This window comes from Szabonella alba (assembly GCF_016765775.1).
Taxonomy (GTDB): Bacteria; Pseudomonadota; Alphaproteobacteria; order Rhodobacterales; family Rhodobacteraceae; genus Szabonella; species Szabonella alba.
Window position 1 is genome coordinate 148,046 of the sequence record NZ_JAESVN010000005.1, and the last position, 13,274, is coordinate 161,319.

General features: G+C 64.1%; 10 protein-coding genes. 2 read left to right on the forward strand and 8 right to left on the reverse strand.

Features of this window, described 5'->3' with window-relative positions:
* Positions 1-64: 64 nt before the first annotated feature.
* From rodA to JL811_RS13040, 7 genes are all read right to left on the reverse strand, one after another.
* On the reverse strand, positions 65-1,204 hold the full coding sequence (rodA, locus tag JL811_RS13010; RefSeq protein WP_202689133.1) for a rod shape-determining protein RodA: 1,140 nt from the start codon (positions 1,202-1,204) through the stop codon (positions 65-67).
* Positions 1,205-1,221: 17 nt separating this feature from the next.
* The gene (mrdA, locus tag JL811_RS13015) at positions 1,222-3,162 is read right to left on the reverse strand and encodes a penicillin-binding protein 2 (protein ID WP_202689134.1); all 1,941 of its coding nucleotides are present in this window, start codon (positions 3,160-3,162) and stop codon (positions 1,222-1,224) included.
* Positions 3,159-3,698, reverse strand: coding sequence for a rod shape-determining protein MreD (locus tag JL811_RS13020; RefSeq protein ID WP_202689135.1), 540 nt, complete (start codon positions 3,696-3,698; stop codon positions 3,159-3,161). The genes mrdA and JL811_RS13020 overlap by 4 nt, the downstream gene beginning before the upstream one ends.
* On the reverse strand, positions 3,691-4,659 hold the full coding sequence (gene mreC, locus JL811_RS13025; protein WP_202689136.1) for a rod shape-determining protein MreC: 969 nt from the start codon (positions 4,657-4,659) through the stop codon (positions 3,691-3,693). Before mreC ends, JL811_RS13020 begins: the two co-directional genes overlap by 8 nt.
* A gap of 52 nt (positions 4,660-4,711) precedes the next feature.
* Positions 4,712-5,749, reverse strand: coding sequence for a rod shape-determining protein (locus JL811_RS13030; protein ID WP_202689137.1), 1,038 nt, complete (start codon positions 5,747-5,749; stop codon positions 4,712-4,714).
* A 278-nt stretch (positions 5,750-6,027) separates the two neighbouring features.
* Positions 6,028-7,605: a 2-isopropylmalate synthase gene (locus tag JL811_RS13035; RefSeq protein ID WP_202689138.1), complete on the reverse strand. Its 1,578-nt coding sequence runs from the start codon at positions 7,603-7,605 to the stop codon at positions 6,028-6,030.
* A 475-nt stretch (positions 7,606-8,080) separates the two neighbouring features.
* Positions 8,081-9,574, reverse strand: coding sequence for an MORN repeat-containing protein (locus JL811_RS13040; protein WP_202689139.1), 1,494 nt, complete (start codon positions 9,572-9,574; stop codon positions 8,081-8,083).
* A 182-nt stretch (positions 9,575-9,756) separates the two neighbouring features.
* On the opposite strand from JL811_RS13040, the gene JL811_RS13045 reads away from it, so the two are divergent.
* Complete coding sequence (locus JL811_RS13045) at positions 9,757-11,427, forward strand: NAD+ synthase (RefSeq protein ID WP_202689140.1); 1,671 nt, start codon at positions 9,757-9,759, stop codon at positions 11,425-11,427.
* Between the two features lie 166 nt (positions 11,428-11,593).
* Complete coding sequence (gene wrbA, locus JL811_RS13050) at positions 11,594-12,184, forward strand: NAD(P)H:quinone oxidoreductase (RefSeq protein WP_202689141.1); 591 nt, start codon at positions 11,594-11,596, stop codon at positions 12,182-12,184.
* Positions 12,185-12,342: 158 nt separating this feature from the next.
* Here wrbA and JL811_RS13055 read toward each other — a convergent pair whose 3' ends face one another.
* Entirely contained in the window at positions 12,343-13,272 is a 930-nt protein-coding gene (locus JL811_RS13055; RefSeq protein ID WP_202689142.1) for an MBL fold metallo-hydrolase, read from the reverse strand.
* Between the last annotated feature and the right edge of the window lie 2 nt (positions 13,273-13,274).

Genomic DNA, 13,274 nt, shown 5'->3' on the forward strand with positions numbered 1-13,274 from the left:
ATGGCACACTGTTCAAGCCTTGCGGACCTTTGCAGGGCTTGTCACGCCCAACGGGCTGCGCGGCCTATCGGGGCCGGTGGACATGCGCACTTTGCGCGATGCCGAATGCCGCCAGCAACACCAGCATCGAGGATCCGCCATAGCTGACCAGCGGCAGGGGCACGCCCACAACCGGCGCCAGTCCCATCACCATCAGCATATTGACCGCGAAATAGAAGAAGAACGTCGCAGCGATGCCCAATGTCACAAGGCTCGCAAACCGGTCCTTGTTCTGGATTGCCGAGGCAATACAGAACGCCAGCACCAGCACATAGAGGATCAGAAGGGAAATGCCGCCGATGAAACCGAATTCCTCGGCCAAAGTGGTGAAGATGAAATCGGTGTGCTTTTCGGGCAGGAAGTTCAGCCGCGACTGCGTGCCTTGCATGAAGCCGCGCCCGGTCCAGCCGCCCGAACCCAGAGCGATCTTGGCCTGACTGATGTGATAGCCCGCACCCAGCGGGTCCTGACTGGGATCAAGGAAGGTGTCGATGCGGCGATATTGGTAATCTTTCAGCAATTGCCATTCGGTGCCGCGTGACGTCAGGACCGCCGCCACGCCTCCGCCGCCCAGCCCGGCCACCACTGCGAAATACAGCCAGTGAACGCCCGCGCAGAACATCACCACCGCGCCGCCGCCCAGCAACAGCAATGCCGTGCCCAGATCGGGCTGCCCCATCACCAGCGCCACCGGCAACAGGATCAGCGCAACCGGAATGAGCACCCAGAGCGGTCGCGAGGTTTTCTTGATGTCCAGCCAGTCGTAATAGGCCGCAAGCAGCATCACCAATGTGATCTTCGTCAGTTCCGAAGGCTGCAGGCGCAAAGGGCCGATCTCGATCCAGCGCTGTGCGCCCATGCCGACCGTGCCAAAGAACTCGACCCCCAGCAGCAAAAGCAGTGACAGCGCATAGGCCAGCCCCGCCATGTTGCGCCAAAACCAGATCGGCACGAAGGCGATGAAAAACATCACCACCAGCCCCGCCGCAAAACGCTTCATCTGCGGCTCGGACCAGACCTCGATCCGCCCACCCGCGACTGAATAAAGCATCAGGAACCCGACCGAGGCGATGGCGGCCAGCAGCAGCACCAGCGCCCAGTTCAGATGCAGGATCTTGCGGGCGCCGGTCGGCGCGGTCTTGAGACGGTATTCAAGAAAACTCATCGCAATTTTCCCGGATCTCAGGCGCGCGACGTGCCGGGCGTGCCGCTGTCAGGATCCCGCAGGTTCAGATCGCGATGCATCGCGTCGATGCGGTTGCGCTGCGAGGCGGGATAGGCGCTGGCAGGCGGGATGCCGTCATGCAATGCCCGCAGCAGCAGATCGCGGCCGATGGGGGCCGCCGCCGTACCGCCGCCGCCACCATGTTCCACCACGACCGACACCGCATAGCGCGGCGCGTCATGCGGGGCGTAGCCGACATAAAGCGCATGGTCACGCCGGTTCCAGGGCAGCTGATCATTCGATATCACGCCGCGCGCCCGTTCGGCGGCAGAAATATTGCGCACCTGACTTGTGCCGGTCTTGCCCGCGACGCGCATCGTGCGTTCCTCGATCCGCGTGGAATAGGCCGTCCCGCGCTGGGTGTTATGGACGGCGAACATGCCTTCCTGCACAGCGCGCAGGTGGCTGGGGGTCAGGCCCAGATCCGTGGCTTCCGGTATCGGCTGCACCTGCCCGTCAATGGCATGAATCAGCCGGGGAACAATCTCGCGCCCTGTGGCAAGCCGCGCGGTCATCACCGCCAGTTGCAGCGGTGATGTCAGCACATAGCCCTGCCCGATCGAGGCATTGACCGTATCGCCGATGCGCCAGACCTCGTTATAGCGTTCCTGTTTCCAGGCGTGATTGGGCATCAACCCTTCGGTGATCGCGGACATGGGGATGTCATGGCGCATGCCAAGCCCCAGCTTGCGGCCCATTTCGGCAATCTTGTCGATCCCCACCTTCAGCGCGATGTCGTAATAATAGACGTCGCAGCTTTCGGCGAGGCTGCGTTCCAGCGACACACGCCCATGTCCGCCGCGCCGCCAGCAATGAAAGCGGCGGCCGCCCACCTCGTAATGACCGGGGCAGTTCACCGAGGTGGAGGCGGTAATCACCCCGGCCTCAAGGGCGGCAAGCGCCGTCACCATCTTGAAGGTCGATCCGGGCGGATAGGCGCCCTGCACCGATTTATTGGCCAGCGGGCGGTGGTCATTCTCCATCAGCGCGTTGTAGTCACGATGCGAGATGCCGCGCACGAAAAGGTTGGGATCGAAAGAGGGGGCCGAGGCGATGGCCACCAGATCGCCGGTCTGCACATCCATGACGATGCCCGCCGCACTTTCGTCCCCCAGCCGGGCCTGCGCGTAATTCTGCACATCCGCGTCGATGGTCAGCCGGATATCGGCCCCGGCATCACCCTCTTGCCGGCTCAGTTCGCGCATGATGCGGCCCAGCACATTGACCTCGACCCTGCGGTTCCCGGCCCGGCCGCGCAGATCGCTTTCCATCCATGTTTCGACCCCGATCTTGCCGATCTGAAACTTCGGGGTCTGCAGCAGCGGATCGGGGGTTTCCAGCTTGGCAAGGTCATTTTCACTGACCGGGCCGACATAGCCCACGACATGGGCGAAATCGGCGTCGCGGGGATAGATCCGGCTCAGCCCGAATTCCGGCGTCACGCCGGGCAGGGCGGGGGCGTTGATGGCGACTTTCGACACGTCCTCCCAGCTAAGCCGGTCGGCGACGATGATCGGCAGCGGGGATCGGCGCTGTGCCTCTTTCAGCGCGCGGTCCTGATCCTCGGCCGAGATCGGCAGGAATTCGGTCAGCTTTTCCAGAACGTCCTCGACATCGCCCGCGTCCTCACGGCTGATGACCACGCGGAAATTCTGCTCATTCCCGGCGATCAGCTTGCCGTTGCGGTCCTGGATCAGACCGCGCGCGGGCGGGATCAGCCGGATCGAGATGCGGTTATCCTCGGCCAGCAGGCGGAACTGATCGGCCTGATCGACCTGCATATGTCGCATTCTTGCGCCCAGAATGGCGGCCACGGCGGCCATCGAGCCGCCCATGAACAGGGCACGCCGCGTGATATGGCGGGCGCTTTCATCGGTGTCGCGGGCGGATCGTCTCACAGCCGTCTCCCCATGGCATCGACCTCCCCGGCCGAAGGTTTGCGCAGGTTGATCGCAAGGCGCAGCGCGCCGACCACCGCAGGATAACACAGGATCGAGGCGATGGTCTGCACCAGTGCGAAACCCAGCGCGGGTTGTTCCAGAAAGGCAACCGCAAAGACCAGCCGGTAGCCCAGCAGCATGGCCAGCATCACCACCGCGATCAGCAGCCATTCAGCGGTAAACCCCAGTTCGCGCGTCAGCGCCGACCGCGCGCGCAGGAATTCGGTCGCCAGAACGACCAACGCAGTCCAGAGCCCGGGGGGGCGCATCAGCAGCAGATCCTCGACCAGCATGACGCCTGCGATCATCAGAACGGGCAGATGGTCGGGGCGCTGCGTGACCCATGCCAGCATCAGGCACAGCAGCAGATCGGGGCCCGGCCATTCCCCGGCCTGCCCGCCCAGCGGCAGCAGCCGCAGCATCAGCAGCATGACCCAGAACAGCAGAAACGCCGCCCGGTAAAGCCAGATATTGCCGCGCAGCGCCTCAGCCATCGGCAGCGGTCTCGGCGGTTGCGGGCAGGGGCCGGGCGGGCAGGGGGGCTGCGGCGCCGGTCGCCCCTTCGGGGTTCTCGCTGTCGATCTCGGGGGCGGCAATGGGGGCCGCGATCAGGCCGCCGGGATCGGTGATCGGCTCGATTTCATGGCTGCGCAGCACGCGCAGGAATTCCAGCCGTTCATAATCGGCGGCCAGCCGGATGCGCAGGCGGCGGTCATTGCCCTGCACCACAGACCCCACCAGCAGCCCCGCCGGAAACACCCCGCCATCGCCCGAGGTCACGACCTGATCGCCGGGGCGCACCAGATCGGGCTTTTCCAGAAACTCGATCGGCGGGATCGGGCTGTTGTCCCCGGACAAAAGCCCGCGCTGCCCCGAGGGCTGCACGGTGACCGGGATGCGGCTGTTGCTGTCGGTCAGCAGGATCACCCGTGCGGTGCGGTGCCCGACGCCCGAGATGCGCCCGACCAGCCCCAGCCCGTCCATTGTGGCCCAGCCGTCGCGGATGCCGTCACGGGCGCCGACATTCAGCAGCACTGACTGGCGGAAGGGGCTGCCGCTGTCGGCCATGACCACGCCCGTCACATGGGTCAGCTTGGGATCCAGCCGCACCTGATTGAGATCCATCAGCCGCGCGTTCTTCTGTTCCAGTTGCAGCGCCGCCTCACGCCAGGCCTTCATCTGCTGCAATTCGCGGCGCAGTTCGCGGTTCTGTTCATAAAGGCTGGCATAGGACCGGAAGCCTTCAACCATGCCGACGACTTTCGTGACCGGCACCAGTGCCCATTCGAAACTGGGCACGAATGTATCGACCAGCACCACGCGGAACCGTTCCACGCGGGGGCTGTCGATCCGCCAGATCAGGAAAAGCACCACAAGCAGCATGACCAGCCCGCCCACCAGAATGCGGCGGATCGGGCGGGTATAGTCCTCGGGCGTTGTCCGGTTGTTCGCCACCTTGGCCTCTCAGGGTCGCGCCGGGACTCGGGTCAGGGTTCCGGGTCGGGCGTCAGCTGTCGTAATCTATGACATGCCGGAGCTGTTTTTCATATTCCAGCGCCTTTCCGGTGCCGAGCGCCACACAATTGAGTGACTCATTGGCGACCGAGATCGAAAGACCGGTCTGTTCGCGCAGCGCAAGGTCCAGATCGCCCAGCAGCGCCCCGCCCCCGGTCAGCATCACGCCGCGATCTACGATATCGGCGGCAAGGTCGGGGGGGGTCGCCTCAAGCGCCTGCATCACCGCGTCGCAGATCTGCTGCACGGGTTCGGCCAGCGCCTCGGCCACCTGGGCCTGACTGATCTCGGTTTCCTTCGGCACGCCGTTCAGCAGGTCGCGCCCGCGGATCTGCAGGGCCGAGCCGCGCCCGTCGTCGGGCATCCGGGCCGTGCCGATCGAGGTCTTGATCCGTTCGGCGGTGGATTCACCGATCAGCAGGTTCTGATGGCGCCGCAGATAGGAAATGATCGCCTCATCCATCCGGTCGCCGCCGACGCGGACCGACCGCGCATAGACGATATCGCCCAAGGACAGCACGGCAACCTCGGTCGTGCCGCCGCCGATATCGACGACCATATTGCCGGTCGGATCGGTGATCGGCATGCCTGCGCCGATGGCCGCCGCGATGGGTTCGGCAATCAGGCCCGCGCGCCGTGCGCCCGCCGACAGCACAGACTGCCGGATCGCGCGTTTCTCAACCGGCGTCGCCCCATGGGGCACACAGACGATGATCTTGGGTTTGCTGAAGGTCGTGCGCTTGTGGACCTTGCGGATGAAATGCTTGATCATCTCTTCCGCCGTGTCGAAATCGGCGATGACCCCGTCGCGCATCGGGCGGATCGCCTCGATGCTGCCGGGGGTGCGGCCCAGCATCAGCTTGGCATCCTCACCCACCGCCAGAACCTGCTTCTTGCCGTCCTTGACATGATAGGCCACGACCGAGGGTTCGTTCAGCACGATGCCCTTGCCGCGCACATAGACCAGCGTGTTTGCCGTGCCGAGGTCGATGGCCATGTCGGACGAGAAAAGACCGGAAAGAAATCTCATGCCAAGGCAATCCTCTTGATGCGAAGGGCGGGGCACCGGCGAGTCGGCGCAAGCGAACCCTATACGACCAGCCGGGAAGGAGGGAAAGTGCCCGGACCGCGTACGATGGGCGCCGGACCGCCGAAGGGATGCGGGCATAGGGCGGTGATTATTGAAGGAATGAAAAAGTGATCGGACCAAAGTGCAAAAGGGCGGTCCGAAGACCGCCCGAATGTTCGATTTCTACAATTTTACGATTTCAGTGAATTTTCCGTCACCCCGGTCGGAACCGGGGTGTTTCAGCCCCTGTCCTTGTAGCTGACGGTTTTCACGTCATAGCCGACCTCGGCCTTCTTGCGCCGTTCGATCAGCCGGTTCAGCGCGTTGACATAGGCCTTGACACTGGCCACGACCGTGTCGGTATCGGCCGATTGACCGGTGGCGATGCGGCCTTCCTCTTCGATGCGGACCGAAACCGTGGCCTGCGCGTCGGTGCCTTCGGTCACGGCATGGACCTGATAAAGCTGCAGCCGCGCCCCATGCGGGAAGATCATCTTGACCGCGTTGAAGGCCGCATCCACCGGACCGTCACCGGTCGCATCGATGGAATGATCCTCACCGTCGATGGACAGCGTCAGTTCCGCCTCTTGCGGGCCCTCGGTGCCGCAGACCACGCGCAGGCGTTTGACCTGCAGCGTGTCATGCGCCTCGCTGGTATCGGCGTCCTGAACCAGCGCCAGCAGGTCATCGTCAAAAACCTCTTTCTTGCGGTCGGCCAGCGCCTTGAATCGTACGAAAAGATCATTGAGCTGGTTATCGGCCAGATCGACGCCCAGATCTTTCATCTTGGCGCGCAGTGCCGCGCGGCCCGAATGCTTGCCCAGCGGCAGCGAGGTGCCCGAAAGGCCGATATCCTCGGGACGCATGATCTCGAAGGTTTCGGCGTTTTTCAGCATTCCATCCTGATGGATGCCGGATTCATGCGCAAAGGCGTTCTTGCCGACAATGGCCTTGTTGAACTGCACCGCAAAGCCCGAGACGGTGGAAACCCGGCGCGAGATATGCATCAGGCGGCGCGTGTCGATCCGGGTGCTGTAGGGCATGATGTCATTGCGCACCTTCAGCGCCATGACCACCTCTTCCAGCGCGGTATTGCCCGCGCGTTCACCCAGACCGTTGATGGTGCATTCGATCTGCCGCGCGCCCGCCTCGACTGCGGCAAGGCTGTTCGCGGTCGCCATGCCCAGATCGTTGTGGCAATGGGTCGCGAAGGTGATCGTCTCCGCCCCCGGCACGCGCTCCAGCAACATGCGGATCAGATCGGCGCTTTCGCGCGGCGCGGTGTAGCCCACGGTGTCGGGAATGTTGATCGTCGTGGCACCGGCCTTGATCGCGATTTCCACCACGCGGCACAGATAGTCATGCTCGGTCCGCGTGGCATCCATCGGCGACCATTGCACATTGTCGCACAGGTTGCGCGCATGGGTCACCGTGTCATGGATCCGCTCGGCCATCTCATCCATCGTCAGGTTCGGAATCGCCCGATGCAGGGGCGAGGTGCCGATGAATGTATGGATCCGCGGGGATTTCGCATGGCGCACGGCCTCCCAGCAGCGGTCGATATCCTTGTAATTGGCGCGGCTGAGGCCGCAGATCGTGGCCTGTTTCGCCCGTCTGGAAATCTCGGAAACCGCAGCGAAATCGCCTTCGGAGGCGATGGGAAAGCCTGCCTCGATGATATCGACGCCCATCTCATCCAGAAGATCGGCGATTTCCAGCTTTTCCTCATGGGTCATGGTGGCGCCGGGTGACTGTTCGCCGTCGCGCAGGGTGGTGTCGAAAATCAGGACGCGGGGTTGCGTGGTCTGGTCGGTCATGGGGTATCTCTTCTTGCTTTGTCCGTCAGCCTGGGCCGGGTGCCCTGTCAGGTGATCCCTTGCGGGGGCCTTGTCGGGGCGGGGCGTATCGGGTGCTGGTCATCTCCGAGCGGTCGCACCCGAGGGCACGCTCAGAGAAGACTAAGGAGAAGCAGGCCACGGGCGGCCGGGGCGCCCTGCGGCGCGCGGAAATGGATATGCGGAACCCGTGTCATGGCATCGTTTATACGCAGGGATTTCCGAAAGGAAAGCGAAAATCGCGCCTTTCGGGCTGTGGGCACCCGGAACAGGGGCGGGGTTTCTGAGAAATCCAGCGTGCAGGATCAATCGGGCCGGGTGATCCCCAAAGAACCTTTCAACAGCTTTTTCTGTCTTCAAATATCCCAGGGGGTGAATTTGGCGCAGCCAAAGAGGGGGGCCGCGCCCCCTTCACCCTGTTGTTTCCGCCGACCCTATGCGGCGGTGATGGGGGAAATCATGGGGTAGTGGCGGCCTCGCCTGTCGCATTCTCCCCCGTATCTCCGGCCTCATCTCCGGCCTCATCGGCCCCGGGCGGGGCAGGGGCGGTCAGCAGGCCGTTGGTCCATTCCCCGGCGCTCTGCTGGCCATCGGCATAGCGCAGCACGCCCTGTCCCTGCCGTTTGCCATCCACGAAGTCGCCCTCATAGACATCGCCCGTGGCATAGGTCGCGATCCCGCGCCCCTCGATCCGGCCTTCGACCCAGTCGCCGATATAGCTGAACCCGTCCGGCATGGTGACCTCACCGCTGCCGTGACGCTCTCCATTGCGGAAATCGCCGCTATAGACCGTGCCATCGGGATAGGTCGCGATGCCCCGGCCCTGACGCTGACCATTCTGCCATTCGCCCTCATAGCGGAACCCGTCGGGGAAAGTCATGACGCCCTCGCCATGAAAGCGGGCCGAAACGAAGCCGCCTTCATAGACCTGCCCGTTGGCATAGGTGGCGCGGCCCTCGCCCTCGATCACACCGCCGGACCACGCCCCCTCATAGCCGGCCCCGTCGGCATAGGTGATCCGGCCCTGCCCCTCGGGCTGGTCATCGGCAAAACTGCCCTCATAGACCGCGCCGTCGGGATAGGTGACCTTGCCGCTGCCCGCGATCTTGCCTTCACGCCAGTCGCCTTCATAGACATAGCCGTCGGGGCCGCGGAACACGCCCTGCCCATGGCGCTGATCGGCGGCAAACTCGCCCTCATAGCTGTCGCCATTGCCATAGGTCACGCGCCCCTCGCCGACCCGCTGGCCATTGACAAAGGTGCCTTCATAGGTGTCGCCATTGGGCTGGGTCAGCTTGCCGGTGCCGTTGATCTGCCCGCCCTGCCATTCGCCCGCATAGGTCAGACCGTCGGGCATGATCAGCGTGCCCTGCCCCTCGCGTTCCCCGGCGACAAGATCGCCCTCATAGCTGGCGCCATCGGGATAGGTGATGCGCCCGGTGCCTTCCTTGCGGCCCTCGACCCATGCGCCTTCATAGACATAGCCCTTGCCATCCTCCAGCCTGCCTTGCCCCTGATGCACCCCGTCGACGAAATCGCCGGTATAGACTGACCCATCGGCAAAGCGTGCGGTGCCCGTGCCGGTGATCCGCCCGTCGCGCCATTCGCCGTCATAGCTGCCGCCATCGGCATAGGTGATGCGGCCCTGACCCTCGGGCTTGCCTGCGGCAAAGGCGCCTTCATAGACGGATCCGTTGGGAAAGCGGGCCGTGCCATTGCCCCGGATCTCACCATTCACCCAGTCGCCGGTATAGCTGTAGCCATTGGGCAGCGTATAGGTGCCGGTGCCGTGCTGGCGGCCATCGCGGAACGTGCCCTCATAGACCGAGCCGTCGTCATATTGCTTGGTGACGACGCCGTCCTGCGCGCTTGTCGCGGTTGCCGCGCCAAGGGTCAGAACCCCCGCGACAATCGCCCCTCGGAACCGCCGCCCTATTGCTCTGCCATTCATCCGTCGCCATTCCCCGCTGCCGCGCGCGCCTTGGTCAAAGAAGGCCCGCCCTGTTCCGGCGACAGGTTAGCCGTCCGTCCCCCCCCATGACAAGCGCAGGCGGCCCCGATGCCTTGCCTGCCCTTTCCCTTGCGCGGCAACCTGCTAAACCTGCCTGCAATGTAATTCGCGAAGGACTGCCCATGGCCGACCGTTTCCGCCTGACGCTGGCACAGCTCAACCCGACCGTCGGGGCCATCGCGGCCAATACCGAAATGGCCCGCGCCGCATGGCAGACCGCGCGTGACGCCGGGGCCGACATGCTGGCCCTGCCGGAAATGTTCATCACCGGCTATCAGACGCAGGACCTGATCCAGCGCCCTGCCTTCGTGGCCGAGGCGATTGCCGCGATCGAGACGCTGGCCGGGCAATGCGCCGAGGGGCCTGCCATCGGCATCGGCGGGCCGCATCTGCGGGCCGGGCGGCTTTACAATGCGTGGTATGTGCTCAAGGGCGGGCAGATCACGGCCACGGTGCTGAAACATCATCTGCCCAATGACAATGTTTTCGACGAAAAACGGTTGTTTTCCTCGGCCGAGGTCAACGGGCCCTATGTCGTCGGGCCCATGCGGATCGGCACCCCGATCTGTGAGGACAGCTGGTTTGCCGATGTAGCCGAGACGCTGGCCGAGACCGGCGCCGAGATCTTGGTCGTGCCCAACGGATCGCCTTATCACCGGGGCAAGCTGGGCCTGCGGCAATCCTTGATGGTGGCGCGGGTGGTCGAGACCGGGCTGCCGCTCGTCTATCTCAACATGGTGGGCGGGCAGGACGATCAGGTGTTCGACGGGGCGTCCTTCGTGCTGGACACGGGCGGTCGGCTGCGGGTGCAGATGCCCGCCTTTGCCGAAGGGTTCGCCCATGTCGATTTCACCAGGAAGCCCGCTGCCGAGGGCGGCGGCTGGCAGGTGCTGCCCGGCGATCTGGCGCCGCAACCCGATGAATGGGAGGCCGATTATCACGCGATGGTGTTGTCCTTGCGCGACTATCTGGCCAAGACCGGGTTCCGCAAGGTGCTGCTGGGGCTTTCGGGCGGGATCGATTCGGCGCTGGTCGCGGCCATCGCGGTGGATGCGATCGGGGCGGCGAATGTGCGCTGCGTGATGCTGCCTTCGGAATATACCTCCGAGGCATCGCTGGAAGATGCCCGTGCCGTCGCGGAACGTCTGGGCTGCCGCTATGATTACGTTCCCATCGCGGGTCCGCGCGCGGCGGTGACCGAGGCGCTGGCCCCGCTGTTCGAGGGGACAAGACCGGATCTGACCGAAGAGAATATCCAGTCGCGCCTGCGCGGTGTGATGCTGATGGCGCTGTCGAACAAGTTCGGGGAAATGCTGCTGACCACCGGCAACAAATCCGAGGTGGCTGTGGGCTATGCCACGATCTATGGCGACATGGCGGGCGGCTATAACCCGATCAAGGATCTGTACAAGACAAGGGTGTTCGAGACCTGCCGCTGGCGCAACATCCATCACCGGCCCTGGATGCAAGGCCCGGAGGGGGAGGTGATCGTGCCGCGCGTCATCGAGAAACCCCCCTCGGCGGAACTGCGCCCGGATCAGAAGGATGAGGACAGCCTGCCCCCCTATCCCGTGCTGGATGCCATTCTGGAAGGGCTGGTCGACAATGACCTGTCGGTTGCCGATCTGGTGGAAGCGGGCTTCGCGCGTGAAACGGTCAAACAGGTGGAGCGTCTGGTCTATCTATCGGAATACAAACGCTTTCAATCCGCACCCGGAACACGGCTGACACGCCGCGCCTTCTGGCTGGACCGGCGCTATCCGCTGGTCAACCGCTGGCGCGATCCGACCTGAGATCGTTCAGATATGTTCGGTTTTCGATAATTGTTACGGATCAAATGCATTTCTGCACAGATCCCATGCGCGCAGCGGGACTAGGACGGCCCGGCGCAGAGGATTAGGTTGATCGGGTAACATCGTATCATCCGGGACTGCCCCGGAGCATCTGAGGGAGATCCGCATGACCAAGCTCGCGATCCTGTTTTATTCAACCTATGGCCATAACCGCGCAATGGCCGAGGCCGCTGCCGAAACCGCCCGGACCGAAGGGGCCGATGTGCGCCTGCTGCGCATTGCCGAGACCGCCCCCGCCGATGTGGTGAACGGTCAGGATGCCTGGAAGGCCGAGACCGAGGCGGCCTCGAAATACAAGGCGGCGACGCCCGAGGATATGGAATGGGCCGATGCCTATCTCTTTTCCGCCCCCACCCGTTTCGGGGCCGCGCCCTCGCAGTTGCGCGCCTTCATCGACACGCTGGGCGGGATGTGGTCACAGGGCAAGCTGGCCGACAAGGCGGTCAGCGCAATGACCTCGGCGCAAAATCCCCATGGCGGGCAGGAGGCGACGATTCTGGGCCTTTACACCACCTTCATGCATTGGGGCTCGGTCATCGTGGCACCGGGATATACGGATGAATCTGTCGGCGCCACCGGAGGCAATCCCTATGGCTACAGCCATACCGCTGGCACGGATGTGGATGACAAGGCCAAGGCGGCCATCGCGCATCAGACGAAGCGTCTGCTGAAAATGGCGGGCAAGATCCGGGGCTGAACGGCGCCGGGCCAGCAATCACAACATCCCGACGGGCTGCGCGACGCGCGGCCCGTTTTGCATTGCGGGACCTGCGGTTCTAGAGTGAGGCGGAGCGGGTATCGAAGGAAGCGATGGATGGGGGGCGGGACGCGGCCGCCCCCCAAGCGCGGACTGTCTCAGCCCTCCAGCATCATCTGATAGGCCATCGGCACATAATGGAACCCGTCGCCCCGGGTCTCGACATGGCCCATGGCGGGGAAGGGCATGTGATAGCCGATCATCGGCACCCGGTCGGCGGCCAGCATGTCCAGCACGCGGCGGCGGCTGGCGGCTGCAGCCTCCTTGTCCATGTCGAAGCGCACCTCCCAGTCGGGATGGGCCAGCGACCAGACCGGGTGATTGGCGAGATCCGCAATCAGCATCATCTGCCGGTCGCCGCTGTCGATCATATAGCCCATATGGCCGGGCGTATGGCCCGCCGCCAGCACTGCCGTCAGTCCCGGCGCCACGCTGCCGCCATCGTCAAGAAAGGTCATCTGGTCGTTCAGCGGGCGCACAGATGTGTCAAAACCCTCATTGCCTGCCGCCATCCAGTGATTGTGTTCGGCGGCACCCGTCACATAGCGGGCATTGGCGAAGGTCGGCCCGGCATCGCCCATCAGCCCGCCGATATGGTCACCATGCATATGGGTCAGCACGACAACATCCACCTGATCGGGGGTGTAGCCTGCGGCTGCCAGCGCGGCAGTAATCCCTTCGGGCGAAAGCCCGGCATCGAACAGTACAAGCTCGGCCCCGGTATTCACCAGTGTCGGGGTGAAGAAGAACTGCGCCCGGTCGGCAGGCAGGAAGGCCGCCTCGGACACGGCGGCAAATTCGGCCGGATCGGCGTTCAGCCCGAAGATTTCCGATACGTTCTCAACGGTGCGGGTGCCCGACAGCAATGTCGTTACCTCGAAATCCCCGAGTTTGAACCGGTTATGCACGGGGGTTGAGGCCCCCATCATTTCGGCCGCGGCCCGGGCGGGGGCGGCAAAGGCCGGGAGCAGCGGCAGCGTCACGGCGCTGGCGATCATATGGCGGCGCGAGAGCATCGGCGTTTTCATGC

Excerpts from the sequence above, each read along its gene's own strand:
- rodA (WP_202689133.1), bottom strand. The coding sequence starts at position 1,204 with ATGAGTTTTCTTGAATACCGTCTCAAGACCGCGCCGACCGGCGCCCGC.
- JL811_RS13020 (WP_202689135.1), bottom strand. The coding sequence starts at position 3,698 with ATGGCTGAGGCGCTGCGCGGCAATATCTGGCTTTACCGGGCGGCGTTT.
- JL811_RS13030 (WP_202689137.1), bottom strand. The coding sequence starts at position 5,749 with ATGAGATTTCTTTCCGGTCTTTTCTCGTCCGACATGGCCATCGACCTC.
- JL811_RS13035 (WP_202689138.1), bottom strand. The coding sequence starts at position 7,605 with ATGACCGACCAGACCACGCAACCCCGCGTCCTGATTTTCGACACCACC.
- JL811_RS13040 (WP_202689139.1), bottom strand. The coding sequence starts at position 9,574 with ATGAATGGCAGAGCAATAGGGCGGCGGTTCCGAGGGGCGATTGTCGCG.
- JL811_RS13045 (WP_202689140.1), top strand. The coding sequence starts at position 9,757 with ATGGCCGACCGTTTCCGCCTGACGCTGGCACAGCTCAACCCGACCGTC.
- wrbA (WP_202689141.1), top strand. The coding sequence starts at position 11,594 with ATGACCAAGCTCGCGATCCTGTTTTATTCAACCTATGGCCATAACCGC.
- JL811_RS13055 (WP_202689142.1), bottom strand. The coding sequence starts at position 13,272 with ATGAAAACGCCGATGCTCTCGCGCCGCCATATGATCGCCAGCGCCGTG.